At 51.1% G+C, this 26,945-nt stretch carries 20 protein-coding genes and 1 tRNA gene; 18 read left to right on the top strand and 3 right to left on the bottom strand.

Features of this window, described 5'->3' with window-relative positions; all coding sequences use genetic code 11:
- Positions 1-555: 555 nt before the first annotated feature.
- From NDI52_RS30885 to NDI52_RS30845, 9 genes are all read left to right on the top strand, one after another.
- The gene (locus NDI52_RS30885) at positions 556-1,170 is read left to right on the top strand and encodes a chorismate lyase (RefSeq protein WP_190773997.1); all 615 of its coding nucleotides are present in this window, start codon (positions 556-558) and stop codon (positions 1,168-1,170) included.
- 919 nt (positions 1,171-2,089) lie between these two features.
- The gene (locus tag NDI52_RS30880) at positions 2,090-7,894 is read left to right on the top strand and encodes a PAS domain S-box protein (protein ID WP_190773996.1); all 5,805 of its coding nucleotides are present in this window, start codon (positions 2,090-2,092) and stop codon (positions 7,892-7,894) included.
- 213 nt (positions 7,895-8,107) lie between these two features.
- Positions 8,108-9,316, top strand: a complete 1,209-nt coding sequence (corA, locus tag NDI52_RS30875; RefSeq protein WP_190773995.1) for a magnesium/cobalt transporter CorA — start codon at positions 8,108-8,110, stop codon at positions 9,314-9,316.
- 407 nt (positions 9,317-9,723) lie between these two features.
- Complete coding sequence (locus NDI52_RS30870; RefSeq protein WP_190773994.1) at positions 9,724-10,236, top strand: adenine phosphoribosyltransferase; 513 nt, start codon at positions 9,724-9,726, stop codon at positions 10,234-10,236.
- An 18-nt stretch (positions 10,237-10,254) separates the two neighbouring features.
- Positions 10,255-11,316: an ABC transporter permease gene (locus NDI52_RS30865; RefSeq protein WP_190773993.1), complete on the top strand. Its 1,062-nt coding sequence runs from the start codon at positions 10,255-10,257 to the stop codon at positions 11,314-11,316.
- Between the two features lie 400 nt (positions 11,317-11,716).
- The gene (gene acpP, locus NDI52_RS30860; RefSeq protein WP_190773992.1) at positions 11,717-11,959 is read left to right on the top strand and encodes an acyl carrier protein; all 243 of its coding nucleotides are present in this window, start codon (positions 11,717-11,719) and stop codon (positions 11,957-11,959) included.
- A gap of 194 nt (positions 11,960-12,153) precedes the next feature.
- Entirely contained in the window at positions 12,154-13,416 is a 1,263-nt protein-coding gene (fabF, locus tag NDI52_RS30855) for a beta-ketoacyl-ACP synthase II (RefSeq protein WP_190773991.1), read from the top strand.
- Positions 13,417-13,935: 519 nt separating this feature from the next.
- Positions 13,936-15,840, top strand: a complete 1,905-nt coding sequence (locus tag NDI52_RS30850) for a transketolase C-terminal domain-containing protein (RefSeq protein ID WP_190773990.1) — start codon at positions 13,936-13,938, stop codon at positions 15,838-15,840.
- Between the two features lie 178 nt (positions 15,841-16,018).
- Positions 16,019-16,249 carry a hypothetical protein gene (locus NDI52_RS30845; RefSeq protein WP_190773989.1) on the top strand — a complete coding sequence of 77 codons (231 nt, stop codon included), beginning with the start codon at positions 16,019-16,021 and terminating at the stop codon, positions 16,247-16,249.
- 243 nt (positions 16,250-16,492) lie between these two features.
- Here the strand turns inward: NDI52_RS30845 and NDI52_RS30840 are convergent, their stop codons facing one another.
- Complete coding sequence (locus NDI52_RS30840; protein ID WP_190773988.1) at positions 16,493-16,690, bottom strand: hypothetical protein; 198 nt, start codon at positions 16,688-16,690, stop codon at positions 16,493-16,495.
- On the opposite strand from NDI52_RS30840, the gene NDI52_RS30835 reads away from it, so the two are divergent.
- From NDI52_RS30835 to NDI52_RS30815, 5 genes are all read left to right on the top strand, one after another.
- Entirely contained in the window at positions 16,689-17,315 is a 627-nt protein-coding gene (locus tag NDI52_RS30835) for an HdeD family acid-resistance protein (RefSeq protein ID WP_199307649.1), read from the top strand. The genes NDI52_RS30840 and NDI52_RS30835 overlap by 2 nt on opposite strands.
- A 453-nt stretch (positions 17,316-17,768) precedes the next feature.
- Positions 17,769-18,284 (top strand): hypothetical protein, encoded by a 516-nt coding sequence (locus NDI52_RS30830; RefSeq protein WP_190773987.1) that lies wholly within the window; start codon positions 17,769-17,771, stop codon positions 18,282-18,284.
- 662 nt (positions 18,285-18,946) lie between these two features.
- Complete coding sequence (locus NDI52_RS30825; RefSeq protein WP_190773986.1) at positions 18,947-19,123, top strand: hypothetical protein; 177 nt, start codon at positions 18,947-18,949, stop codon at positions 19,121-19,123.
- Between the two features lie 214 nt (positions 19,124-19,337).
- Positions 19,338-20,054 (top strand): SRPBCC family protein, encoded by a 717-nt coding sequence (locus tag NDI52_RS30820; RefSeq protein WP_190773985.1) that lies wholly within the window; start codon positions 19,338-19,340, stop codon positions 20,052-20,054.
- Positions 20,055-20,105: 51 nt separating this feature from the next.
- Positions 20,106-21,275 (top strand): zinc-dependent alcohol dehydrogenase, encoded by a 1,170-nt coding sequence (locus tag NDI52_RS30815; RefSeq protein ID WP_190773984.1) that lies wholly within the window; start codon positions 20,106-20,108, stop codon positions 21,273-21,275.
- Between the two features lie 68 nt (positions 21,276-21,343).
- Here the strand turns inward: NDI52_RS30815 and NDI52_RS30810 are convergent.
- Positions 21,344-21,417: transfer RNA gene (locus tag NDI52_RS30810), tRNA-Pro, on the bottom strand.
- 315 nt (positions 21,418-21,732) lie between these two features.
- On the opposite strand from NDI52_RS30810, the gene NDI52_RS30805 reads away from it, so the two are divergent.
- Positions 21,733-22,074, top strand: coding sequence for a hypothetical protein (locus tag NDI52_RS30805; RefSeq protein ID WP_190773983.1), 342 nt, complete (start codon positions 21,733-21,735; stop codon positions 22,072-22,074).
- 263 nt (positions 22,075-22,337) lie between these two features.
- On the opposite strand, the gene cofH is transcribed toward NDI52_RS30805, so the two are convergent.
- Positions 22,338-23,516 (bottom strand): 7,8-didemethyl-8-hydroxy-5-deazariboflavin synthase subunit CofH, encoded by a 1,179-nt coding sequence (gene cofH / locus NDI52_RS30800; protein WP_190773998.1) that lies wholly within the window; start codon positions 23,514-23,516, stop codon positions 22,338-22,340.
- A gap of 610 nt (positions 23,517-24,126) precedes the next feature.
- On the opposite strand from cofH, the gene NDI52_RS30795 reads away from it, so the two are divergent.
- The 3 genes from NDI52_RS30795 (at position 24,127) to NDI52_RS30785 (ending at position 26,699) form a co-directional block, all read left to right on the top strand.
- Entirely contained in the window at positions 24,127-24,645 is a 519-nt protein-coding gene (locus NDI52_RS30795; protein ID WP_190773982.1) for a phycocyanin subunit beta, read from the top strand.
- A gap of 92 nt (positions 24,646-24,737) precedes the next feature.
- Positions 24,738-25,226 (top strand): phycocyanin subunit alpha, encoded by a 489-nt coding sequence (gene cpcA / locus NDI52_RS30790; RefSeq protein ID WP_190773981.1) that lies wholly within the window; start codon positions 24,738-24,740, stop codon positions 25,224-25,226.
- A 453-nt stretch (positions 25,227-25,679) separates the two neighbouring features.
- Positions 25,680-26,699: an ATP-binding cassette domain-containing protein gene (locus NDI52_RS30785; protein ID WP_190773980.1), complete on the top strand. Its 1,020-nt coding sequence runs from the start codon at positions 25,680-25,682 to the stop codon at positions 26,697-26,699.
- Positions 26,700-26,945: the final 246 nt, after the last annotated feature.

Genomic DNA, 26,945 nt, shown 5'->3' with positions numbered 1-26,945 from the left:
TTTCCTTTATTGACTACTTCAACCAAACGATGGCAAAGCCCTTTCAATGGACATTCAAGGGTAAGTTACTGGCGTTCTAAACCATAGGCTTATTTATGCCGCCGAGTACTAGTAGGCTGCGGCCTAAGTTCGCAAACTATGTTTTTGTGTAGGGTGCTTCGCACCCTACACAAAAACATAGGTGATGGATTTCCGCCGCAGCGTACTAGCCTGCAGGACCTCAACAAAATTACGCCAGCCTTGAGCTTGACATGATAGTACAAAAGAACTATATTCTCAGTGGTTTTCCAATAGGTCTCGTGAGGGAGTAGTCTGCCCTACTCCCCTTTTTCCAAACTTTTTCATCAGAAAACTCGTGTACTGCTGATACGGGATCCGCTTATGGATTAGCAGTATGTTTTTGGGTATAACGCATTTAATGCTAAGCATGACGGCTTTCGTCTGCTGCATCTAACATCACAAGTCAGTCCCGCGCACTCTCTTTATGCGGATCCCCTGTCCACAACCCGCTGAGCATACTATCATGCTTATAGGACGTTAAAGTTTTGTAACGCATTGACTTCTGTTGTAAAGCCCTATCACCGCTCTGCCCTCGATTGGCATGCCCTGACGCCCCTCTGGAAGGGGGGCGAGTCTTGGGTTCAGCGAGGTTTACCCCATGATCAACTCGCACCCGCGTGGCAAATGCTTTTGCTTGGAGATGGCTCACCCACCCGTCACTTGCAACTGCTAACCGGAGAGCCCACGGAAGTCGATGTCATCGATATGTCGTTAATTGGCATGGATAATGACCATGCTCCCGAGCAGTTAAGCGTCATTCCAGGGCCGCGTTTACGCCGACAGGTTTGGTTGCGAACAGCATCTGGGCAACGGCTCGCCTACGCAACCTCCTGGTGGGAAGCCAGCCACGTGGATGACTACCTGCAAAATCGCTCACTCCCGATTTGGGCTAACCTCGCAAAAATGCGAACTGAGCTCTACCGGGATATCCAGGGAATTTATCTGGGCAATAACGACGTACTTGCCCAGGCTTTTGGAGAAGATGGGCCATTATGGGGCAGACATTATCTGTTCTGGCACCACGGACGCCCCATCACCATCATCTACGAGGTGTTTTCCCCACATCTATGTCGCTATCTGGGGCCAACAGCGATCGCCCCACAATCCTAATCTCTAGCACTCAGGTTCGTGTATCTAATAAACCTCAGTTCGGGATAAGCTGAAGTGCTCATTTTGGCGTGCGCAAAGCGCACGCCAAAATGAGCGTTTTCGAATGCCGCGCAACGCGCGGCATTCGAAAACGTCCTTAACCCGAACTGAGGTTAATAACCTGTCATTCCTGTTGTGGGAGTAGTTTCTTTGCCACAACAGGAATGACAGGTTGTTTTATTTGTGATCCTAAGCAGCTAAAGTCAAGCATCTCTAAACATGGGCCAGGAGACTTACATCAGTCCTAAGGGTTTTGAAAGGATAGGCTAAACTTACGCTTCAAAGAAATTTTATAACTACTCCTCTCTAAAGAAATGCTTGAAAGCTACAGCAATATTCCAGCCTTTCAACGTTCCTTAAATCCCAATTTTAGATCGCGTGTAGTAGGAGGGACACGAGCATCTTTTCCACTCCATCCACTGATCGACGCAGAGAAGTATTTCGTTTTTATCAAATTTATCTACGAGGAACTAATAACTTAAACACAGCTTTACATTTTCTATGATCCTCGCAAATGTGTTGAATGTTACAACAGAGAGAGAACGCATCTAGGACATTAGCTTTAGTTAGCATGCTACTGCTCTCAATGGGTTTCGGTAAACCATCAGGGTTCATATCCTTTTTAATCTGGGAATTATTTATATATCTTGAAAGATTCGTCTAACGCACCTGCGTTCTGATGGCTGAAGTATTCCATTCCGCAATAGCCCCGTTCCCCGCAGGTTACGTTCAGCCCATTGAGTAACCTAACCTTCGGTGTTATTTACGATCGCCCTAAAGTACAAGCACTCCTGCTGAGATATAACGTTACGTTCCGCCAAGTCGGGGGCGGACCATAACGGTGTACTCATCTCTATAAGCTGAACGTCATAGGTGAATTATGGGTGAACCTGAGCGGTCATTCCCATTGGAAATGACCCAACTCTTGCGGCTCCTGACAGTTTCTATTGGAGAATCTGAAGACTTTAACGGGGCACTCCACAGTGTCTTGCAGCAAGTCTGCGAATTAACTGATTGGAGTATTGGAGAGGCCTGGTTGCCCAGCGAGGATGAACAGACCCTTTACTGTGCTGCCATCTGGCATAACCAGGAGACGCCCCAGGAGCAAGCGTTCTGGTCAATCACGCGAGAGTTCCGTCCCAGGCGGGGCAGCGGATTGCCAGGGCGCGTCTGGCAGCAGCAGCAACCTGAATGGATTCCTGATGTTTCGGTGCAGTCTCCTCAGGAATTTCTACGGCTGCAGGCGGCGTTGGGGTTGGGTATCAAAGCAGGGTTGGCAGTACCGATTTTGGCAGGTCAGAGATTGCCGTCAAGAGCAGCCATTGCCTCATCTGATCACCGTGCTGAGTCAGTGGTTGCCGTTCTTTGCTTTTTTATGTTTGAGTCTCGCCCCGAGGATCCAGCCCTGGTGGATTTGGTGACGGCGATCGCCGCTCAACTAGGCCCGATTATGCGGCTCAAACAAACCTATGAAAGCCAAACTGCCAGCCAAACTCAACTGATGTCTCTGATTGACTCGCTACCGGGCATCGTATTTGCGGCTAGTGCAGATCCAGACTGGACTATGCAGTATCTCAGCCAGGGCTGCTACGCCCTCACGGGCTACACTCCAGAGGAACTGGCAGGCCCAGACCGCACTATCAGCTACAATGCCATTACCGACCCGGATGATCTGCCTCAGGTGTTGCAATCCATTGGAGAGGCGATCGCTCAAGACCAACCCTATGTTGTGGAATATCGCATTCGGACTAAAGCAGGCAGTGAACGTTGGGTCTGGGAGAAAGGGTACGGAGTTTATGACAGTAGCGGGGAAGTGTCGGGTTTAAAGGGGTTCATTACCGACACAACCGACCGACGCCAGACGGAGGAGGCCCTCCGCACTAGTGAAGCCCGCTTTCGCAGCTTATTTTACGGCGCGGTGATTGGGGTATGCGGCAGTGCCATTCCAGGAGTGGTGGGCGAGTGTAACCGCGCTTATCAACAGATGATCGGGTATACCAGCAAGGAAACTCGGTGCTTACCCATTGCGACTGTCACACATCCCGACGACCTGGACGCGGATTTCTCCCTCTATCAAGAGGTGCTGAACGGCACTCGAGATTCATACCAACTGGAAAAACGCTTTATTCGCAAAGATGGTGTCTGCATCTGGGGACGACTAACCATCTTTGCCGTTCGGGATGCAGATGGAACTCTGTTCTATATCTTTGCTCTGGTTGAGGATATTAACGAGCGCAAACAAACTGAAGCTGCCATGCTCAGGCGTGAAACTCAGGCTCGTCAATTACTCCAGGCAATTCCAGAAATGTTGTTTGTGATTGATGAGCAGGGCACTTACCTGCATGCTCAGGCAGAACGGGAGGACGACTTGCTCCTACCTGCAGGGGAATTGGTGGGTCATACGATGGATCACATCTTACCTGCCGATGTGGTGGAAGGGGTCCGCACCATTATGCAGATCGCCAGGGCTACTGGGCAGAGTCAGGTGCTGGAGTATCAACTCAAAATCGAAGAAGAAACTCGCTACTTCGATGGCCGTGTGACTCCTTATGGAGAAGAAAGTTTTGTCGTCACTGTACGCAACATTACTGAGCGCAAGCGGGCCGAGCGGGCCATTCAAGATAAAGAAGCTTTCCTGCGGTTAATCCTGGATACGATTCCCCAACACATTTTTTGGAAAGGCACGAACCTGGCCTATCAGGGAGCAAACCGTGCCTTTGCCCTTAGCGCCGGTTTTGGAGACCCCCAAGAGATCATTGGTAAAACGGATCAAGATCTATGGGAACTGGACCAGGCTACAGGCTATCAGGCTAACGATCGCTGGATTATTCAAACCCATCAACCGTTACTCAACATAGTGCGCCAAAAGCAAATGGCCGATGGCAGCACAATCTGGCAGAACGTAGACAAAGTACCCATCCGGGATGCAACGGGTACCGTCATAGGAGTGCTGGGTACCTATGAAGACATTACCGAGCAAAAACGCACCGAGGAAGCCTTAGCCAAGCGTCAGCAGTACCTGAGTGTGTTGGTAGCGTTGCAAAACCAATTGCTAGCGACAGAAGACCTCACCCTGGTTTATCCACAGGCATTAGCCCTGTTGGGGCAGGTATCCAGCGCGAGCCGAGTCTACATCTTTGAAAATCACTACAATGGGCGGGGACAGCGCTGCATGACCCAGACCCAGGAATGGTGCGCCCCTGGCATTGAACCTCACCTTGGCAATCCAGCTTTACGGGAATTGCCTTATAGCCAGCTCCCACGTCTAGAATCCAGGCTTGCCAGTGGGCGGATTTACACCGGTCTCCCTGGCGAATTTCCAACAGATGAACAGCAAGTTTTTCAAGGGCAGGGCATTCTCGCCATTCTGCTCCTGCCATTGCTGGTGAATGACCAATTTTTTGGGTTTCTCGGCTTTGATAACTGTGTAGAAGCCAAGCTTTGGGAGCCGGCAGAGTTAGATTTACTCCGGGCTGGGGCGGCGGCCCTATCGCTGGCGTTGGAGCGGCAGGGAGCGATCGCGGCTGTCCGTCAGAGTGAAGCCCGTTACCGTCTGCTTGCCGAAAATTCTAATGATGTAATCTCACGCCACAGCACAGAAAGCCACCTCCTTTATGTTTCCCCCGCCTGCCTCACACTGCTGGGGTACTCGGCTGACGTATTGCTCGGGCAACCGATGTTTTCCCTGGTTCATCCCGATGATCAGGCTGAGGTCAAACGCCATTTTCTGTCCATTCTGGAAATTGATGCCGAGACCATCCCGTACACCTATCGGGTGCGCCATCACAACGGCGATTACCTTTGGTTAGAAACCTTGAGCCGGGCCGTACGAGATGAGGCCACAGGCACCGTCACCGAAATCATTTCCGTATCGAGAGATGTTACTGAGCGGCGGGCCGCTAGCGACTTGCTCAGCGGTCAAAAGCGCGTATTGGAGATGATTGCGCGCGATCGCCCCCTCACCGAAACTCTGACGGAGATTCTGCGAGCCATTCAGAGCCAAAATTCTGGTACCGCCGTTGCCGTCACGCTATTGGATGCCGATGGGCTACACTTTCACCACAAAGCTTCCCTCAATCTGCCGTTGGATTATGTCGCGCTGCTCGACGGCATAGCTATTGGCCCAGAGGCTGGCTCCTGTGGCACGGCGATGTTTTGCAAGAAGACGGTTATTTGCCACGATATCGCGACAGATCCGCTCTGGAAGGAATGCCGACATTTTCCCTTGAATGTTGGGTTACAGGCGTGCTGGTCAATGCCCATTATCAGCTCTCAGGGCAAGGTGTTGGGCACCATTTCCAGTTACCACAACACGCCGTATACTCCGACAGCAGCGGAAATTCAACTGGTGGAAATGGCGCAGCAGATGGCCGCGATCGCCCTGGAACAAAAGCTAGCAGTCGAAGGGCTACAGCGAGCTGAGGCCAAATATCGGGGGATTTTCGAGAATGCGGTTGAAGGCATCTTTCAATCCACCGTTGAAGGTCATTACATTACCGTTAACCCGATGCTGGCGAACATCTATGGGTACAACTCTCCCGAAGAACTGATGGAAAGCCTGACCGACATCAGCCACCAGCTCTATGTTGTGCCCGATCGCCGCCAGGAATTTGTACGCATCATGGAAGAACAGGGCATGGTGCAGGGGTTTGAATCCCAGGTGTACCGCCAGGATGGCAGCGTGATCTGGATTTCGGAATGCGCCCGAGCCTTAAAAGATGAAGCCGGTAACATCTTGGGATATGAAGGCACGGTCGAGAATATCACCCGCCGTAAACAGGCCGAGACAGAACTGATTAAGCGCGATAACTTGCTTCAGGGCGTGGCTCAGGCAACCCACTACTTGCTCACCAATACGGCCTTTGAAGAGGCGATTCAGCAAGCTCTCAGCATCTTAGGCCAGGCTGCGGGGGTCGATCGGGTTTACATCTATGAAAACCATCCCCATCCCGACCACGGTGATGTGTCCATGACCCTGCGCTATGAGTGGACCCAGCCCTCTGTCCCTTCAGCTCTGGGGCTGCCCCACTGGTGTAGCTTGTCCTATTCGGAAGCGGGGCTGGCGCACTGGTATGACCGATTTTTACAGGGGCGCTCCGTTATCGGCATTACCCGCTTCATGTCGGCAGCGGAACAGGAAATCTTGAACCGGGACCATATCCGGTCGATCATCATGGTGCCTATCTTCGTGAATAACTCGCTTTGGGGTTACATCGGGTTTGATGAGTGCCATACCGAGCGGTGGTGGACAGCCAGTGAGGAGTCTATGTTGGTGGCGATCGCTGCCAGCATTGGTGGTGCCATTCAACGCCAGCATACAGAAGCCCAAATGCGATACCAAGCGTTCCATGACGCGTTGACCGGGCTACCCAACCGGGCGTTTTATGATCATCACCTGGACATTGGCTTAGCCCACTCCCGGCGCAATAACGAAACCTTTGGGGTGATGTTTCTGGATCTGGATCGCTTTAAGACTATCAACGACACGCTGGGGCATGCGGTGGGAGATCAGTTACTCAAGCTCACGACCCAGCGCCTAACCCAATGCCTGCGAGATGAAGACATCATTGCCCGCTGGGGAGGTGACGAATTTACCTTATTACTGCCGAGTTTAAAGACTCCTGAAGATGCCGCGAAGGTGGCCCAGCGAATTTCCCGCGTCCTGAAGCCCGTCTTTCGTCTGGATAATCACGACCTGCATATTACCTGTAGCATAGGCATCGCCATTTACCCTCAGGATGGCGAGGATGCTGACACCCTATTGAAAAATGCTGATGTGGCCCTGTATCGAGCCAAGGAGCAGGGGCGCAACAATTACCAGTTCTACACCGCTGCCCTCAACTCTCGGGCCTCTGAACGGTTGACCCTGGATAACAGTTTGCACCGGGCGCTGGAGCGTCATGAGTTGGTGCTGTATTACCAACCCCAACTCAACCTGGAAACGGGCCAAATTACTCAAATTGAGGCATTGGTTCGTTGGCAGCATCCGGAACTGGGCTTACTGTCTCCTCAAAAGTTCATTCCCCTTGCTGAAGAAAACGGACTGATTGTGCCCATTGGAGAGTGGGTGTTACAAACCGCCTGTGCCCAGATCAAACAGTGGCATGACATGGGCATGTCGGATTTACGCATGGCCGTTAACCTTTCAGCTCACCAGTTTCAGCAGCCCAATCTTGTGGAGCAAATCGCCCACATTCTGCAACAGAGTGGCCTTTCACCGCAGCATCTAGAACTGGAAATTACTGAAACGGCTTTCATGAAAGATGTGCAAGTGGCCCGAGTGCTGCTGCACCTGTTGCGGGAGATGGGCATTCGCATCGCGTTGGATGACTTTGGTACGGGCTACTCATCGATGTACTACCTGCGAGAGTTTCCCCTCAATAGCTTGAAAATCGATCGCTCTTTTATTCGAGACCTGGAGCATTCATCACAGGCGATCGCCATTATCGAAGCCATCATTACTCTGGGCCGTGGTCTCAACCTTAATGTTGTCGCAGAAGGGGTCGAAACAATAGCTCAGCAGGAACAGTTGCGATCGCTTTACTGCCAGGAAATGCAAGGTTTCTTATTTAGCCCCCCGCTGGACACACAGCAAGCAACCCTCTTCCTGCAACACCGTTATCCCTATCGATCGCCCACAAATTCCCTCAGGACTTACGCAGGCCCACTAGATGTAGAACTGTGAGGTCAGGTTCAAACCGATGGGTCGTGATGAAGGGGAACAGCGAGCCTTATAGCCATAGGCCCTACGATTCTTATGGTGTGCTTCGCCCATCACAAGAATGCGTAAAGCCTGAGCTAGAAAAGAGCGCGTATGGAGCACTGGCCCTTTGTCGTCATGGCGGGGGCATTATAAGTCTGGATACAATAACGGAAACATTCAATTGGCCTAAATTTTATGTCCGCCAAGCCAAGCCGATCCTTTGGCCGCTGGGGGCAAACCCTGGTACGCCCGAAGTCTTCCCCCGCCACCTTGGAGGCAGACGATACCGACGAAGATTCCCTATTCGATTTTGCCTATAACGAACCAGGCGCAGTACCGGGAACCCTCACCATTGAGGCCGACGCCCCACCCCCGGTCATCACGTTAATTGACTACGGAGAGCACACCGCCATTCGGCGCATGCTGGAAACCCCCGAAGAAGCAATCCCATTTCTCGACTCGGAGTCTGTCTCTTGGGTCGACGTCAAGGGTTTGGGCAACGAGGATATTTTGCAACGGTTAGGCAAGGTATTTTCGCTCCACCCGCTCGTGTTGGAGGACGTGGTGAATGTGCCCCAACGACCGAAGGTGGAGGAGTATCCCGATCAATTACTCCTGATTGCACGAATGGTGACCTTGAAGGACTCTGGGCGAGGGTTTGTGAGTGAGCAGGTCAGTTTCATCCTGGGCCGCAGCTATTTGCTAACAGTACAGGAAGAACCAGAGTACGACTGCTTCGGCCCGGTGCAAGATCGGATTCGCTTGAGCAAGGGTAACATTCGCAAGAAAGGAGCTGATTTTCTGGCCTATGCCTTGATTGATGCTTTGATTGATGGCTTCTTTCCGGTATTGGAAACCTATGGAGAAATTTTAGAGGAATTGGAGGATGAGGTCGTTGTTAACCCCACGCCTCAGACTCTGGCCAAAGTTCACAACACCAAACGGGAACTCCTGGCTCTGCGGCGGGCTATCTGGCCACAACGGGATGCAATTAACTCCCTGATTCGAGACGGTAGTTCGCTCATCAGCGAAGATGTGCGGCTTTATCTACGGGATTGCTACGACCACACGGTACAGGTGCTTGATATGGTTGAGACTTACCGAGAAATCGCCTCCAGTTTAATGGATGTGTACCTCTCCTCCGTTAGCAATCGGATGAATGAGGTGATGAAGCTGCTAACGGTCATCTCAAGTATTTTTATCCCCCTGACCTTCGTTGCTGGGGTCTACGGGATGAACTTCAATCCCGAAGTCTCCCCCTTCAATATGCCGGAACTGAACTGGTACTTCGGCTACCCCTTATGTTGGGCCATTATGTTGGCGATCGCCGGAGGCCTGATCATGTACTTCCACAAACGTGGCTGGTTCAACAACTTTTCGGGACTAGAAGAAGAATCTAAATAGCTAACCTATAGAACTTCACAATCCATGAAAGCGCCTCTTTTTGTGCACTCATGTACACAAAAAGAGGCGCTTCCACTTTCGTGGGTTACGAGAGATATATAGGACAGAGACGCATAGCCTCTTGTATCCCGGTGACAGCGTCAAGCAGACAAGAACAAGGGCATGATTTAATGGCAGCAGCAACGACATACCGGTTCAAGGCTGGGGTGCGGAGTTGGGTATGCAGCTCAACAGACATATCCCACTCCACACCTGACGGTCTATAAATTTTTGGAAGGTCTTCGGCCTTTTCAAAAATTCTGAAATTTGATTTTTAAGTGTTGGGTACCCAACACTTAAAAATTGAGCAGACGGTAGCCACTCACACGCCATTCCCAGCCTTCTCCCCCAATCCACAAAAATCTTTTATGGACCTAAAATCCCTGATTCGCGACATCCCTGACTTCCCTAAACCAGGCATTATGTTTCGAGACATCACAACCCTGCTGCGGGATGCCGAAGGGTTGCGCTACACCATCGACACCCTAGCCGAGCACTTTGAGGATAAGCAGGTTGATTATGTTGTGGGGATGGAGTCACGCGGCTTTATTTTCGGAACACCTCTGGCCTACCGCCTCAATGCGGGGTTCATCCCTGTACGAAAGCCTGGTAAACTGCCCGCCGCCGTCCATTCCGTCGAATATGCCCTGGAGTATGGCAGCGATCGCTTGGAGATCCATCAAGATGCCGCAACACCTCCCGCCCGCGTGCTGATTGTGGATGATGTGATTGCAACGGGGGGCACAGCTGCCGCCACCGCCCAACTGATCGCTCAAACCGGCTGCGAATTGCTAGGCTTTGGGTTCATTATTGAATTGACAGGGCTTCAGGGCCGCGAAAAACTGCCCGATGTGCCCGTGGTTTCTCTGGTGGAATATTAACGTGCCTTGTCTCCTGCCATGACCTCCACTCCTTCCACTTCATCGCAAAAGCTCCAAAACGTTGGGGCACAGATCCTCGGCTTTTTTAGCAGCGACGTCTTCATCTATATTGTGAAGCGGCTGGCTCAGGGAGCACTCACCCTCCTGCTGGCCTCAGCCCTTAGCTTTTTTATCATTCAATTGGCGCCTGGAAACTATCTGGATGTGCTGCGGCAAGACCCCCGCATTTCGCCAGAAACCCTGGCTGCCTTCGAACAGCAATTTGGCCTGGATAAGCCGATCATCCAACAATATTTCATCTGGCTCTGGCAAATTATTAGCCGGGGCGACTTTGGCGTGAGTTTTATTTACTCTCAACGCCCGGTTTCGTCGCTTCTGGCAGAGCGCATCCCTCCTACACTGCTGCTATCCTTAGCGTCGATTGTGGTGACCTGGGCGATCGCCATTCCCCTGGGAATCATCGGGGCCGTTCGCCAGGATCAGCGAATTGATCGTGTCTTTCGAGTACTGAGTTACATCGGCCAGGGCTTTCCCACCCTGATTACCGGCTTGTTGCTCCTGTTTCTGGCCCAGCTTCTCTCACCCCTGGTTCCGGTGGGTGGCATGACCAGTATCGATTACGCCGACCTCACCCCCCTCGGCAAAATATTAGATATTGCCTGGCACATGATCTTTCCAATCATTGCGCTGAGCATCACAGGATTTGCTGGGCTCCAGCGCATTACCCGAGGGCAATTACTCGACGTCCTGCGTCAGGACTATATTCAAACCGCGCGAGCTAAGGGATTGCCTGAGAACCGTGTGATTTATGTTCACGCCTTGCGAAATGCCGTAAACCCACTCATCACCTTGCTGGGGTTTGAATTTGCCAGTTTGTTAAGCGGTGCCTTTATTACAGAAACCTTCTTTAATTGGCCTGGTTTGGGTCGCTTAATTTTGCAGGCGGTACAGGCTCAAGATCTCTATCTGGTTATGGCAAGCTTGATGATGGGAGCCGTCCTGCTCATTGTGGGTAACCTGTTGGCTGATTTGCTGTTGAAGTTCGTCGATCCGCGCATTAACCTGGCCGACATTCAGTAAGCCCTTTACGCAATTAAACATAAGGCCGAAAAAGCTGTGCTGCCTACTTCGTAGGCAGCACAGCTTTTTCGGCCTTATGTTTAAACCACTGCCTACTGACCAGAATCTTAAATGTGGCGTACAAATCACACTAGCCTCAAAAAATTTACACCAGATATAGCGGGATTTTATAGGCCCTGAAGATCTGAAATACCGATTGTGGATAGGAAGTGGGCACTTGGGGCGATCGCCCCTCCCCGTCACATCAGGGAATCCGATCGAAAGCGTGGCATGACAGAGTAAGATGAAGAAATGCCTAAACGCTGGCTTGGTGGTACTCGTTAAATCTTGCCGCCAGCCTCGTCGGCGTTGGTCACTGCTTGATCATCTAGATTGCAAGTCGAGTAGGTAAAAGTCAGCTATGAGCGAAGACATTTTGAAGAAAGTTCAGAAAATTGTATCTGAACAACTGAGTGTAGACGAGAGCGAAGTTACCCCTGAGTCCAGCTTTGCGAATGACTTGGGAGCTGACTCTTTGGATACGGTCGAATTGGTTATGGCCCTGGAAGAGGAGTTCGACATCGAAATCCCTGATGAGGCTGCTGAAAACATTGCTACCGTTCAGGCGGCAGTTGACTACATCAACCAGAAGGCAACGGTTTAATTCATTCCAGCAGCCCTCTCAAGTGTTTCCACTCAGGCCGTTGGCTGGTTTGCCAAATCATTCCTGAACCCGTACTTGAGACTGGGCTGCCTTCTCGTTGTTAATTTGTGACGATTTTGCTTACACCTTGTTACGCGTCTACTCGATCTTAGCTGTCGTGCGTAAGGGTTGAATTTTTCTATCTAGCTGGTGTCATGACGACCTCTGATTCTGCACTTAAGCGCGTTGTGGTTACGGGGATGGGAGCCATTACTCCCATCGGTAATACCCTTGCTGAGTATTGGGAAGGGTTGCTGGCCGGACGCAATGGCATTGGGCCCATTACCCTGTTTGATGCATCCCGTCACGATTCTCGGATTGCGGGAGAAGTCAAAGGGTTTAATCCCGAAGACTATATGGATCGCAAAGAAGCCAAGCGGATGGATCGCTTTGCTCAGTTTGCGGTGGCTGCCAGCAAACAAGCCCTGGCCGACGCTAATTTTGTAATCAATGATTTGAATGCAGAACAGGTAGGCATCGTCATTGGCACCGGTATTGGCGGCCTGAAAGTGATGGAAGACCAACAAGAGGTCTACCTCACCCGTGGTCCCAGTCGTTGTAGTCCCTTCATGGTGCCCATGATGATTGCCAATATGGCCGCTGGGCTAACGGCAATCCATATTGGGGCCAAAGGGCCAAACAACTGTACAGTAACGGCTTGTGCTGCTGGCTCAAACGCCATTGGTGACGCCTTCCGGTTGGTGCAGCGGGGCTTCGCTCAGGCGATGATCTGCGGCGGTGCTGAGGCGGCAATTACACCGCTGTCCTTCGCCGGCTTCGCATCCGCTCGTGCCCTCTCCACCCGCAACGATGACCCCGAACATGCCTGCCGCCCCTTCGATAAGGATCGGGACGGTTTTGTTATGGGCGAAGGCGCTGGTATTCTGCTTCTTGAAGAACTGGAGCACGCCCTCAGCCGGGGTGCCCACATCTACGCTGAAGTGATCGGTTACGGTATGACCTGTGATGCCTACCACATCACGTCTCCCGTACCCGGTGGCAAAGGAGCATCCCGCGCTATGCAACTGGCCATGAAGGATGCCGAGGTAAAACCAGAAGATGTAACCTATATCAACGCCCACGGGACCAGCACTCCCGCCAATGACTCCACGGAGACGGCAGCCATTAAGACGGCTCTAGGTGAGCACGCTTATAAAGTGCCTGTTAGCTCTACCAAGTCGATGACTGGGCACCTGCTAGGTGGTTCTGGTGGGATTGAAGGGGTAGCGGCTGTGATGGCGATCGCCCACAATCAAGTTCCCCCCACCATTAACCTCGTCAACCCTGACCCCGCTTGCGATCTGGATTACATCGCTAACCAGAGCCGCTCTGCGGTGATGGATGTGGTACTCTCCAACTCCTTCGGCTTTGGTGGCCATAACGTGACCCTCGCATTCCGCAAGTTCCACGGCGTCTAGTAGGCTGTGGCCTAAGTTCGCAACCTATGTTTTTGTGTAGGGTGCGAAGCACCCTACACAAAAACATAGGTGATGGATTTCCGCCTCAGCGTACTAGTATGTTTTAACTAGAATTCATTTTCGATAGAGGCACGTCCCTTTGAGGGCGTGTTTTTATCGTAATAAATTCCGGCTAACCCCTTGCACAAGTGCACCTCACCCTTCATTCTGAACAAGGGGAGATTTTATGAGGGGGATGTCTACCTATCAATCTTCCAAAGCTTTGGGTAGTTTTCTGGTGAGAAAAGAAGACTGAGTGAGCGAGTCCACAAAGATGGAACCGTTGAGCACTCAGAGTTCAACTGACCTCACTAAATGTCCCATGCCTTCCTCTCTCCTGTGTTTCAGGCTACAGGGATGAGGGGTTTTGCCAGGCTACGCTCATCCATGTGCGTACCTATCTCCGCCCGCCGTCAGATTCAACGGATCTGCCTCTGGTGTTAGGGTTCCAAAATGCTGCCAACCTCCAGGAATTGAGTTATGACTACGAGCTTTCCTATCGATCTGAGCGCCTACAACAAAATAGGCCTCGATGCATCCCAAACAACCCTCACCGATGATCAGCGCGCCGCTCTCAAAGCCAACATCCAGTTGTGCCGCGATGCGATCGTCTTCTTCACCGCTACTGGAGCCGCACGGGGCGTCGGTGGCCACACAGGCGGTCCCTACGACACTGTGCCCGAAGTCATGATCCTGGATGCGCTGTTCCGGGGCAATCCCGATAAGTTTGTGCCTACCTTCTTTGATGAAGCAGGTCACCGGGTTGGTACCCAATATCTGATCGCAACGCTGCGGGGCGCTCTGCCTGCCGAGCAACTGATGCAGTACCGCACCTCCGGTTCTAAGCTACCCGGTCACCCCGAATTGGGACTGACCCCCGGTGTAGAGTTTAGCTCGGGTCGTCTGGGTCACATGTGGCCTTACGTCAACGGCGTTGCTCTAGCGAACCCCGGCAAAACGGTATTCTGCCTGGGTTCCGACGGCTCTCAGCAAGAAGGGAACGATTCTGAAGCTGCACGGCTGGCTGTTGCCCAACACATCAATATCAAGCTGATCATTGACGACAATGACGTAACCATTGCAGGGCACCCCTCTAAGTACCTTCCTGGCTACAGCGTTAGAAAGACTCTGGAAGGCCACGGCATGAAAGTGCTGGAAGTGGATGGTGAGGACGTAGATGCCCTCTATGGCGCCATCTGCGAAGCCGTAAACACTCCCGGCCCGATCGCCGTTATTTGTAAGCGCCCCATGTGCCCGGGTATCGAGGGCTTAGAAGGCTCGAACCACGGTCACGACGTCATCTCGGTGAAGCTGGCACTTCAATATCTAGAACAGAAGGGCCACACCGCTGCAGTTGAGTATCTGAAGAATATTCAAGCACCCAAGAATGACTACAAGTTCCTGGGTATCAGCGATAAGTGGGATTCCAACCGTAACGTGTTTGGTGATGCGGTCGTCGGCATCCTTGGCAAGATGAGCGAGGAAGAGCGCAAGGCTAACGTTCTGGTGGTTGATAGCGACCTGGAAGGTTCCTGTGGTCTGAAGAAGATCCACGATGCACACCCCGAAGTATTCATCCCCTCCGGCATTATGGAGCGGGGTAACCTCTCGGCAGCCGCTGGTTTCGGGATGCAGAAAGGCAAGCAGGGCATTTTCGCGACCTTCGCCGCCTTCTTGGAAATGTGTATTTCTGAGATCACCATGGCCCGGTTGAATTACTCCAACCTGCTATGCCACTTCTCCCACTCTGGCATCGACGATATGGCAGATAACACCTGCCACTTCGGTATTAACAACTTCTTTGCCGACAACGGTCTGGATGACGGCTACGACACCAAACTGTACTTCCCTGCTGATGCTAATCAGATGACCGCCTGTGTCAACACGGTCTTCTCGCAGCCTGGCCTGCGCTTCATCTTCTCCACCCGCTCCAAGACACCGATTCTGCTCGACAGCAACGGTAAGGAGCTGTATGGGGAGAATTACACCTTTGTTCCTGGCAAGGATGAGGTGGTTCGGGAAGGCACCGCAGGTTACATTGTTGCGGTAGGCGATTCGGTGTACCGCGCTCTGGATGCGGTTGAACGGCTGAAGCAGGAAGGTATTGATGTCGGTCTGATTAACAAAGCCACCCTCAATGTGGTGGATGAGGATGCGATGGCGAAGATCGGCAAAGCTCCCTTTGTTCTGGTGGTGGAAGCCTTCAACCGGAAGACTGGACTGGGTAGCCGCTTCGGTTCCTGGCTGTTGGAACGGGGTTATGCACCCAAGTACAAGTACCTGGGCACCCACGAAGAGGGCGCAGGTGGTCTGTGGGAACAGTTCCCCGCTCAGGGGCTTGACCCCGTTGGCATTATGAAAACGGTGAAGTCGCTGGTGGGCTAAAAGCCAAAGGTTAGCAGCTTTTTGGGGGGGCGTTCTGTGGAACGTCCCCTTTTTTGTTGAGACTAATAGAAAGCGCCTGATGGACTGTGACCCTGTTTTTCTGGAATCTCTCTCATCTTGTGAGTAGATTTAGATACATTCGACTCTCCTCGAAAACCTCTTTTAAGGCGATCGCCCTATGGAAGACCAGCAGTTTCACAGCGTTGATCCTGACCAGCTTAAAACCATCACCGTTGAAGATGTAGAAGCTGGACATATTTTTCCTGGGCAAACGTTGGATTATTCAGTTCCAGTTCCGACCTACCGCATTAGCCTGCCCCACAGCAATCAAGGCTCCTGGTGGACTGTCGAAGCTGGTTATGACACGACAGTAATACCAGAAATTAAGTCAGGCGGATGGATTCAGTAGTTCTTCTCGTTTTTAGTCTCACCTCCGACTTGTGACGATGGGAGAGGGTTGCAGAGCAGTGCTCCACAATTCTCCTTCATCCCTCACAAATCGAAAAAGCTATAACCACTTGCAAGACCCTGCTTATGAGGACTTACACACAATAAGAGTGCGTAAGTTCTTTTTATTTCAAGAGGGTCTTTTGCTGTTAGTAAATATGGCGCATTTTACACACTATACCTATTAGGAACATATCAGGCCAGCTCAACTTAAATAGAACGGGTAAAATGGGCGATCGCTCACAACTCCGCCCAAAGCAATACGACCTAGAAGCCCTTGAAACTCTGCCTTTCGATGCCTACAGAACTCCCCTATAGATTCTGCAATTATGGCGGTGTTGGAACCTACGCTGTAGTCGTAACCCCCATCGTAAAGCTGGAAAAACTGGAGATTATTATCCATGACGCAGGACAGCCCCATGATGCAAGATATGGCTCCATCAGAAGCCCAGGACAATGCCCAGTCCTCTGTTCAAAAATCGTCGCAACCCATTGTAAAAAGCACAACAGGCTCCATCATTTTGGGTGTGTTGATGGTTGTTTCAGGATTTGCTGCCATCACCCTCCCCTTCGCCGCATCTTTGGCCTTTACCTTCTGGATTGGTTGGCTTCTCATCGGTACCAGTCTGGTGAAATTCGTTTACGCCTTCCAATCCCGTGAACAGGGCGGCTTCGTAATGAAGTTTTTGCTCTCCGTGCTCTATCTGGTTGCTGGGGTTATGTTAGTGGCCCAACCGCTGCAAGGTATTGCCACCCTCACCCTACTGCTGGCTAGCTTCTTCTTTGTTGAAGGGATCTCGGAGCTGGTATTGGCGTATCAGTTGCGCTCACGTCCCAACTGGGGATGGGTTCTGTTCAATGGCATTGTCACCCTGGTACTGGGTGTCATGATTGGAACCGGTTGGCCCCTTAATGCCCCCTGGGTTATCGGCACGCTGGTAGGTATTAGCCTGACTGCCAGTGGCGTATCTCGTATCATGCTAGCGCTGAACGGTAAGGGTCACGAAGGCGCTCCTACTGCTGCCTAGGTCACTTAGATATACCGCTTAGCTGATCTCTAATGGCTAGAGAGTGAGTACAAAAAGAGAGAGCAGGAGCAAGAGCTTTGCTCTCTCTTTTTGTGAAATTCGGATTGAACCCCTTGTGGTTGGGATTGACAGAACAGCCCTACCACAGAGGTTTCAAACCACAGGGTGTCTCCCATAAGCCTATCGAGTGCATCGACACCCTAAGCATCGCTCCTATTTCCGCTACAGAATTTGTTGTTCCCTCAATTCTTTCTTGAAAATCTCCAGCAGCATTTATGCACTTGTTGGAGGCGGTTTGCTGGCACTTAAACTGCCTATTAGCAGTTATAGATTGATATTTCTGGCAATGAGTTCTAGCCAGATTCTAGTAGCCAGCTTGTTGAAAAAGAATTCCACCCTGACTTTTTATGCAAGCTCTGTATCCCTCTTTATTGATTGTGTAGGAGTGTACCGATGGTTACTAGCCTAGAAAGACAGCTCTGGAGTTTTAATTGGATTTTGCAGGACGCACTACAACATTCTGATAGTAAAAACTCATCCAGAGTTTTAGATAGAATGTACTTCCTTGAAAATTCTATTGGCCCCTATACATTTCCAGGTGAGATTGCACCGGGCAATCAAGATTGTTTGTATATCCTTTTGGATTTAAGCATCAATCATGATAATGAAGCGTTTGTGCTTGGATTTGCGATGGGAAATGATGAAAAGGCTCGACACTATCATTTACTGCTGTTCAAGTTTGCATCAGAGTTTATTTATTCTCCAAAGCATCGCTTTAATCAGCGACAGCTTAAATTTTTCGAGCGTGGCTTTCTCTATGGAAAAAGCCTTCCAACAAAAAATCTTCACTGCACTGAATTCGAGAGATTCTACTCAAATCGGATTGGAGAGATTAGAGCGTATCTCGATATCTGGCTAGAAGAAGTAGAAGATTACCGACAGGGGTTGATTCCACAATTTATGGAGTGATTCAGCACCAGTCGGACACGAGATTTGCGTTGCTACTCCAACGGCTGAGGTCCGTTTTAGAGGTTGTTTTTCTGTGCACGAAGCAGATGGAAAAACAACCTCTAAAACTAGTTTGAAGATCTGAATATTTTTAAGGAGGTTTCTGCATAAGAATTTACCCAGAATGTTGGTGCTTTGCCCGCTTCGCGGGCAAAGCACCAACATTCTGGGGGTAATTTCATTACTGGAAATCGCCTTAGCATAGAAAAACTTAACCAGGCTCTCGAATAATACAAGTTTGTATCCTGTTGTCATAGTTCCACAAGGGAGGGCGATCGCCTGTCTCAAAATTCTCAAACGCCTATATAAGCCAGCTCATAATCCTATTAGCTCAAAAATAAATCCCTTTAGATAGACTCTGGGATCAGCATTTTTTAAGTGAGTTGTCTCAGATGATAGAGCGCAGCTTAGATAACGATCTCTAATATCGAAAATAACTTGCAGGTTCTTAGTAACTTCTTAAACTCAGTTTCACCCTGATTTGGTTCGTGAGTCTGGTTATCCTTGCTTCAGTTCTCGCTTAAAGTCAGCTACTGGTGAGCCGTAACTTAGCCTACAAGCAGCTTCATCTCAATGTGCTTAGTTTAGCCTCGTCCCTTCGTTCACCCAGCGGGAGTTAACCCATGCTTGATTTCGGAATGTTGTTTATCTTCGGAATGGTTCTCATTGTTTTTCCCTTTTCATTAGTCCAAATTGAAGTATCTCTCAATCATCACTATGATGTGGAAGCTTTCACCATTTGGACCCTGATTGCTGGAACAACAGCTACTATCCCATTTATGGTTGTTTCAGGCCTTTAGAGCAGCTTGAATTAGTAACAAAGCAGGGATCAATAATGTTGGGTTCGCTTCTTAAAACTTGCCCATACTGCCCGTACAAGTTCACAGTGTTCAAAGCATTGGTCGCGAGATATATCTGTAATTAACAAATCTTTTAAGACTCTAGACGGACGAGTTTTAATTGTTCAAAAGATTAGGCTATTCCTGGCTTCTCACAACAGGACAAGAGATAGTTATGGAAGAGCAAATTCCTGGGGGGCAGCGCTCCAATGGCTCCCATGAAAAAGGTGATGTAGAAAAATGGGCATCGCTCATTGGTGGTGGAGTATTAGCCCTGGCTGGACTGCGCGATCGCTCCCTCCGAGGCGCACTCTTGACCCTCGCCGGTGGCAGCCTAGCCTATCATGGAGCCACCGGAGACAAGAGTCTGGGCGATCGCATCGCTGAAACCACAGGCTTGAGCAATCAGGTACGTGTCGAAAAATCCGTCACCGTCTTTGGGAAAACTCCCGAGGAACTCTACAGCTATTGGCGGAACCTCGAAAACTTGCCCACCTTCATGTATCACGTTGAGCGCATTGATGTTCTCAGCGAAACCCGCTCCCGTTGGGTGACCAGTACTCCTATCAAGAATGGTGTTACGTGGGAAGCGGAAATTGTAGTCGATCGCCCCAATGAGCTGATTGTTTGGGCTTCTGTAGAAGATTCTGACATTCAAAATTCTGGGTTTGTTCGCTTTCAGTCTGCACCGATGAATCAGGGCACTGAAGTCAAGTTGGTGCTGGAGTACAGCCCACCCGGAGGATCCATTACAGCAGCGATCGCCAAACTCTTTGGCGAAGAAGCTGAGCAGCGTATGGGCGACGAACTGCGCCGCTTCAAGATGCTGATGGAAGCTGGGGAAATTGCCACGATCGAAGGGCAACCCACCTGCCAGGGGCGACACAAATAATTTCTTACCTCGATTCTTATTCCCACCAACATTTCTACAGGAGATTCTTCCATGAAGGCAGCCTGCTGGCACGGGCCAACTGATATGCGCGTCGAAACCGCACCCGACCCAAAGATCATCAACCCTCGTGATGCCATTTTGAAGGTCACCGCCACGACCATCTGCGGCTCTGATTTGCACATTTACGACGGCTATGTCCCCACTATGAAGCCGGGTGACATCATCGGTCACGAGTTTATGGGAGAAGTGGTTGAGATTGGTTCTGGGGTGAAGAAGCTGAAGGTGGGCGATCGCGTTGTCGTTTCCTCCATTATCGGCTGTGGCAACTGCTTCTACTGCCAGTCAAAGCGGTTCTCTCTCTGTGACAACTCCAACCCGAATGGCTGGATGGAAGAAGCGATTTACGGCCATGCCACCTCGGGGATCTTCGGCTACTCCCACGCCTTTGGCGGTTACGCTGGATCCTTCGCAGAATACATTCGTGTACCCTTCGCTGATTACGGCGCGTTCAAAGTACCCGATGGGCTAACCGATGAGCAGGCACTACCGATCTCCGACGCTTTCCCCACCGGCTTTATGGGCGCGGATATGTGCGACATCCAACCTGGCCAAATTGTGGCGGTATGGGGCTGTGGGCCTGTAGGTCAGTTCGCCCTCCTCAGCGCCAAGATGTTGGGAGCCGAGAAGGTGATTGGCATCGATCGCTATCCCGAACGACTGAGGCAAGCGGCTGAGTTTGCTGGAGCCGAAGTCATCAATTACGAAGAGGTTGATGCGGGAGAAATGCTCAAGGAGATGACGGGAGGCCGAGGCCCCGATGCCTGTATTGATGCGGTCGGCCTGGAAGCTCACGGTATGGGGCCAGAAGGAATCTATGACAAGGCGAAGCAGGCCGTGCGGTTGGAAACCGATCGCCCCCACGTTCTGCGTCAGATGATGCTGTCGTGCCGCAAGGGTGGTGTGCTGTCGATTATGGGCGTTTACGCAGGCTTAATTGACAAAATTCCTCTGGGTGCAGCCTTTAACAAAGGGTTGACGTTCCGGATGGGACAAATGCATGGGCAGAATTACATCCCTATGTTGCTGGATCGGGTAGCCAACGGCGAGGTTGATCCTTCCCGCGTCTTCACCCACACGATGTCGCTGGACAATATCAAACCTGCCTTTGAGATGTTCAAGAACAAGCAGGATAACTGCATTAAGGTCTTGCTACGTCCATAAGCGAAAACCCTCTAAAACGAAAAGGACGAGCCTAGGCTCGTCCTTTTCGTTTTAGAGGGTTTTTAGAATCGGAGCGGCGGGATTCGAACCCACGACCCCCACTACCCCAAAGTGGTGCGCTACCAAGCTGCGCTACGCCCCGTTGCCTTTCCTCTTGCGCTTAACAAGCATAACACAGGGTGTGTGCACGTTTTTTCAATTTGACTTAGTTTTTTTGAAAAAATTCGATTTTTATTTTCCGATTGTCCTCAAACCTTTGTTTTAAGGCGATCGCAGCTTTTTCACTTTTTTCCCGAAAATGCTCTTTCCCAAAGCGTTTCCATAGAAAGCGGTTTATTTCTGGCCGAGCACGGTTAAACTCTGGCCGCAGTTGATCCGGATTCAGGGCTATCGTCAGGTTTTGGTTAACCCTACAGCCCGTAAGGGCACGTTAAGAAGGAAGTGTCATGGTGTTTTTATGCGAGGTCTGAGATTTCTGTTTGGTCTGGGCCTGGTTGTGGTTGGGGTCTACTTCCTGGGACAAAACATCATTTTCACCACCCAGACAGCGGGTTACTGGTGGCGGCCTCTGTCGGCAGCGGCAACGGTGTTATCAATGATGGCCGGGATTATTAGCCTGACGTTCTTTGGGCGATCGGGGCAGTCGATGGGGTGGTTTTGTATCGGGTTGGCGATGGTGTTGGCGATCGCCAGCGGTGGATTGGTCATTCGTCCGACTAGTCTGTGGACTTTCTTTGTGGCGATGATGTCTTTTGTTGGCGGCTTTCGGTTGATCCAGGGACGAAGCCTTGGGATTTAGCTAAGTTTTTCAATCAGGGCTGACGCATTGAGTGTCTTTATCCACTCAATGCGTCTGTCCTAGTTTTTCGGAATAGTAGACGCGTTGCAAAGACTTGGCTTGGAGGCGCGTCGCCCTCCAAACCTCCCGACTGGGGGACGGGCGTCCCTCCCCCAGGCCCCCTAGACAAGGAGGTTTTGCAGGGGTGGTGTTAGGCCGCTTCGCATCGGTGAGGTTTGGATCAGGCCGGGGTTGGGTCGTTGGATGGGATGCTTTATAGCTTTTTAGGAGGCGATCGCTACGCTCTCCACTGCACTCGCGGCAGGTTGGTACAGGGTATCTCGTTGCTGAGCAGGCCGTCCGAGGGAGTGAATGGCCTTGACTAAATCTGCTTCTGTTTGGCAGGTGCCGCCTTGGGCTCCGGCCATGGAGGTGATGTGCTCTTCCATCAGGGTGCCGCCGATGTCGTTGCAGCCCCAGGTGAGGGCTTCGGTTGCACCATCTAAGCCTAATTTCACCCAACTGGGCTGATGGTTGGGAATCCAGTTTCCTAAGAAGAGGCGGGCAACGGCGGTGAGTAGCAAGTTGTCGGAAAGGCTGGGTTGGTCGCGACCAACTCTTTTTCGTAAAGGTTTGGGGGCTTCTTGACCCACGAAGGGGAGGAGGATGAATTCGGTGATGCGGGCGGGGTAGTTGTGTTGGTGAGCCCTTTGCTGGAGCGATCGCAATTTCCCAAAATGTGCCATCTGTTGCTCGGGTGTTTCGATGTGGCCAGACAGCATGGTGCTGGTGCTGGGCATTCCCAGGCGGTGAGCGGTGCCGACAATTTCTAGCCACTCGGCGGAGTTGGTTTTCTCAGGGCAGAGGATTTGACGCACGCGATCGTCTAGCACTTCGGCGGCGGTACCAGGCATCGAGCCGACTCCGGCTGCTTGTAGTGCTGCGATCACCTCGGCATAGGTCAGTCCATCCTGCCGTGCGATAAATTGAACCTCCTGAGGAGAAAAGGCGTGCAGATGGATGGTGGGAAAGGTTTCTTTAATCAGGTGAACCAGTTGCACATAGTAGGGCAACGCTTTCCCGTCGATTTTCGCTTCGGGGTTCAGGCCACCCTGCATACAAATCTCGGTCGCGCCTTGGCGAACGGCATCGGCAGCTTTTTCCAAAATGACTTCTTCACCCAACCAGTAGGCTCCCGACTGGTCAGCATCGCGGCGAAAGGCACAAAAGCTGCAATGCTGTTCGCAAATGTTGGTGTAGTTGATGTTGCGGTTGATGATGTAGGTAACGGTATCGCCCACCTGGTGCTGGCGCAGGCGATCGGCGGCATCGCGAATGGCAGCGATCGCTCCTGCATCTCGCTGAGCGAGCAACACAACCCCATCGGCTTCCGTCAAATCTTCTCCCTGCAAGGCCCGCAGCAAAATTGAATCAACTTGTTGAGCCGTTGTTGCTATGGCCATCATCTACACCTGTATGAAAATTATTTTCTTGTGTTAAGGGAAATGTAACGTTCACCTTACTTTCCTGAGCCTAACGCTTGAGTGCGATCGGGGCTACCTGATCGATTGCAAAAAGGGATGAGATCGCAATCTATTCCTAAAGTCACAGAACTTTATGAAGTTATGCAGAGGGAGTTCAATTCGCTTAAATTTTTATCTTCAGAGATTGAGCATTTATGCCTATAAAAATTACTGTTTTCGGTCATTTCAGCGCCTTATCCTGATAGAGATATTGAGTTTTGTAACAAAAGCGCTTGAATACACAATTTGTAATAGATCTTCCCCTCCTCCCCAGTATATAAACAGATGTTGGAAGCCCTCCAAGACACCATCAACCAACCGGGCCACGAAATCGGTAACGGGCGGTAGGGTTCTCAGATTGATGAGGTCATTCTCATAAATCATCGGAGATTCTGTTCAGAGCATTGCAGTATCGGAGAATCCGAACGCAAGTGATGGCAGTGATGGCTCCCTTAAAATGTAGAACTGCTTGCGGCTCTACGAAAAGAACGACTGAAATATCAGTTTGAATTAAGCCATACTCAACCAAACAGATTAGGAGATTGAGTTTATGTTGGACGCCTTCGCTAAGGTTGTTTCTCAAGCAGATTCACGGGGTGCTTACCTGAGCACTTCTCAACTGGATGCTCTGAGCGGCATGGTTGCTGATGGCACCAAGCGCTTGGACGTGGTTAACCGCATCACCGGCAACGCTTCCACCATCGTTGCTAACGCAGCTCGTTCTCTGTTTGCTGAACAGCCCCAGCTGATCGCTCCTGGCGGTAACGCTTACACCAACCGTCGCATGGCTGCTTGCCTCCGCGACATGGAAATCATCCTGCGCTATGTAACCTACGCAATGTTCGCAGGTGATGCTAGCGTTCTGGACGATCGCTGCCTGAACGGTCTGCGTGAGACCTACTTAGCTCTGGGCGTTCCCGGTGGTTCTGTGGCTACTGGCGTTCAGAAAATGAAGGAAGCTGCTATCGCGATCGCTAACGACCGCAACAACATCACCCAAGGTGATTGCAGCAACCTGATGTCTGAGCTCTCCAGCTACTTCGATCGCGCTGCTTCTGCTGTTGCTTAATCCAGCGTTTTAGTAAATCCGGTCTCTGGAATTTGTTCCAGACCTCATTTCAACTAACTTTTTGCATTGCAACTTAGGGAGATATCTCAACAATGAAGACCCCGTTGACCGAAGCGATCGCCGCTGCTGATTCTCAAGGCCGTTTCCTCAGCTCCACCGAACTGCAAGTTGCTTTCGGTCGTCTGCGTCAAGCTGGCGCTGGCTTGCAAGCTGCTCGCACCCTGACCGAGAAGGCTGATAGCCTGGCTCAAGGTGCTGCTAATGCGGTTTACCAGAAGTTCCCCTACACCACCCAAATGCAGGGCGCTAACTACGCCGCTGACCAGCGTGGTAAGGACAAGTGCGTTCGTGACATCGGCTACTATGTGCGCATGGTGACCTACTGCCTCGTTGTGGGTGGCACCGGCCCCATGGATGACTACCTGATCGCAGGTCTGTCTGAAATCAACAAGACCTTCGACCTCTCCCCCAGCTGGTACGTTGAAGCTCTGAAGCACATCAAAGCTAACCACGGTCTGTCTGGCGACGCTGCTGTAGAAGCCAACTCCTACATTGACTACGCAATCAATGCTCTGAGCTAATTGCTCATCCTGATTTGTTAATCATGGCTCAATAACGAATGCCCTGAAGGCAAAACCTTCAGGGCATTTTTTTGTTAACCCAGACACCCGGTGTTTTACCATCGTCATTACAAAAAACACGTGAAACCCCTGTGGTAGGAATGTTACATGCAACATCCCTACCACAGGGGTTTCAGGCCGTAGAATCGCGGTTTCACGCATATTTTTCGTACAACTCGCACTACATGGGAGTTGTCAACAATTCTCAGTATGGGCCTCAAAGCCAAGAGTTCACGCCCTACGGGCGTGAACTCTTGGCTTTGAGGCCCGAAAACTGCGCGCCTTTGGCGCGCAGTTTTCGGGTCTGATTTCAAAATGAGAATTGCTGGCGAGTTGTACGAAAAATATGCTTCAAGCTTGAGAGCTATACAATGGAAAACGGTGAACCTTTGGATTTCGCTGAGGGAGAGTGTGATGACGCCTGCGGTGTTAATTGAAAATTTGCAGAAACGCTACGGCTCGGTAGAAGCCGTCAAAGACGTCTCCTTGCAAATTGCAGCGGGGGAAATCTTTGGTTTACTGGGACCCAATGGTGCAGGCAAAACGACGACGCTACGTTGTCTTTGCACTCTGGCGACTCCGGATTCTGGGCGTATTGAGGTTTCCGGCGATTCTGTTTTAGAAAATCCCCGGCTAGCCCGTCAACGGCTCGGCTATGTGGCCCAGGAAGTTGCCCTCGACAAAGTTTTGACCGGGCGAGAACTGCTGCAACTTCAGGCGGCTCTCTATCATTTGCCTGCTGCCGCTGCGAAAAATCGCATTGCACAAGTTACCGAACTACTGGGGTTGAAGGATTGGGCTGATAAGAAGACAGGCACTTACTCCGGTGGTATTCGCAAGCGTCTAGATTTGGCAGCTGGACTGCTACACCAACCGGATGTGCTGGTCTTAGATGAACCCACTGTGGGCCTGGACATTGAGAGCCGTTCAGCCATTTGGTCTTTCTTACGGCAACTGCGAGCGGCGGGGACAACGGTTCTCATTACTAGCCACTATTTAGAAGAAGTGGATGCTCTGGCGGATCGAGTCGCAATTATTGATAAGGGTACGGTGATTGCATCGGGGACGCCTTCGGAGCTGAAAGATCAGGTGGGGGGCGATCGCATCACTCTACGCCTGCGCGAGTTCACACAACCTGATGAAGCAGAGTCCGCCAAGTCGATGCTGCAAGGCTTCCCGTTTGTGCAGGAAGTCATTATTAATGAAGCTCAGGGCAACTCTTTGAATCTGGTTGTTGATACTCAAAGTGATGCATTGCTCACCATTCAACAAGCACTAAAAGAAGCTGGTTTACCGACGTTTGGTATTTCCCAATCACGTCCTAGCCTGGATGACGTGTACCTGGCCGCTACGGGTCGTACACTTTTGGATGCAGAAATTGCAGCCGCTGAAACGCGCGATCCGAAGAAAGAACGTAAGCAGAATATGCGTTAGGGAGTTGCGAAAGCGATCGCTACTCAGTTGTAGAGTTGTAGGATGTTAGTTGTTTATGAATTGAGAGAGGGGGCAGGCTTCACCTGCCCCCTCTCTCAACTTATTTGATGTTGCTACAGGGGTATTCAACCTGATACCGTTTTAATATGAAGCTGCGCCAAATAGGGCTTCGAGAATGAAATCGTAGGACGTCAATGACGCAACCCTTTCAGGGGAAATCTTGTCGAGTTCCGAGGTCAGGAGTTT

The sequence above is a fragment of the Leptolyngbya sp. PL-A3 genome (assembly GCF_039962325.1).
In the GTDB taxonomy this organism is placed as follows: domain Bacteria; phylum Cyanobacteriota; class Cyanobacteriia; order Elainellales; family Elainellaceae; genus Vacuolonema.
Note: the sequence above shows the minus strand (reverse complement) of the source record. Positions and strands in the feature narration are given on the sequence as shown.

Bases quoted from the DNA above. Each gene is read 5' to 3' on its own strand.
- NDI52_RS30880 (WP_190773996.1), top strand. From the start codon at position 2,090: ATGGGTGAACCTGAGCGGTCATTCCCATTGGAAATGACCCAACTCTTG.
- corA (WP_190773995.1), top strand. From the start codon at position 8,108: ATGTCCGCCAAGCCAAGCCGATCCTTTGGCCGCTGGGGGCAAACCCTG.
- NDI52_RS30870 (WP_190773994.1), top strand. From the start codon at position 9,724: ATGGACCTAAAATCCCTGATTCGCGACATCCCTGACTTCCCTAAACCA.
- NDI52_RS30865 (WP_190773993.1), top strand. From the start codon at position 10,255: ATGACCTCCACTCCTTCCACTTCATCGCAAAAGCTCCAAAACGTTGGG.
- acpP (WP_190773992.1), top strand. From the start codon at position 11,717: ATGAGCGAAGACATTTTGAAGAAAGTTCAGAAAATTGTATCTGAACAA.
- fabF (WP_190773991.1), top strand. From the start codon at position 12,154: ATGACGACCTCTGATTCTGCACTTAAGCGCGTTGTGGTTACGGGGATG.
- NDI52_RS30850 (WP_190773990.1), top strand. From the start codon at position 13,936: ATGACTACGAGCTTTCCTATCGATCTGAGCGCCTACAACAAAATAGGC.
- NDI52_RS30845 (WP_190773989.1), top strand. From the start codon at position 16,019: ATGGAAGACCAGCAGTTTCACAGCGTTGATCCTGACCAGCTTAAAACC.
- NDI52_RS30835 (WP_199307649.1), top strand. From the start codon at position 16,689: ATGACGCAGGACAGCCCCATGATGCAAGATATGGCTCCATCAGAAGCC.
- NDI52_RS30840 (WP_190773988.1), bottom strand. From the start codon at position 16,690: ATGGATAATAATCTCCAGTTTTTCCAGCTTTACGATGGGGGTTACGAC.
- NDI52_RS30830 (WP_190773987.1), top strand. From the start codon at position 17,769: ATGGTTACTAGCCTAGAAAGACAGCTCTGGAGTTTTAATTGGATTTTG.
- NDI52_RS30825 (WP_190773986.1), top strand. From the start codon at position 18,947: ATGCTTGATTTCGGAATGTTGTTTATCTTCGGAATGGTTCTCATTGTT.
- NDI52_RS30820 (WP_190773985.1), top strand. From the start codon at position 19,338: ATGGAAGAGCAAATTCCTGGGGGGCAGCGCTCCAATGGCTCCCATGAA.
- NDI52_RS30815 (WP_190773984.1), top strand. From the start codon at position 20,106: ATGAAGGCAGCCTGCTGGCACGGGCCAACTGATATGCGCGTCGAAACC.
- NDI52_RS30805 (WP_190773983.1), top strand. From the start codon at position 21,733: ATGCGAGGTCTGAGATTTCTGTTTGGTCTGGGCCTGGTTGTGGTTGGG.
- cofH (WP_190773998.1), bottom strand. From the start codon at position 23,516: ATGGCCATAGCAACAACGGCTCAACAAGTTGATTCAATTTTGCTGCGG.
- NDI52_RS30795 (WP_190773982.1), top strand. From the start codon at position 24,127: ATGTTGGACGCCTTCGCTAAGGTTGTTTCTCAAGCAGATTCACGGGGT.
- cpcA (WP_190773981.1), top strand. From the start codon at position 24,738: ATGAAGACCCCGTTGACCGAAGCGATCGCCGCTGCTGATTCTCAAGGC.
- NDI52_RS30785 (WP_190773980.1), top strand. From the start codon at position 25,680: ATGACGCCTGCGGTGTTAATTGAAAATTTGCAGAAACGCTACGGCTCG.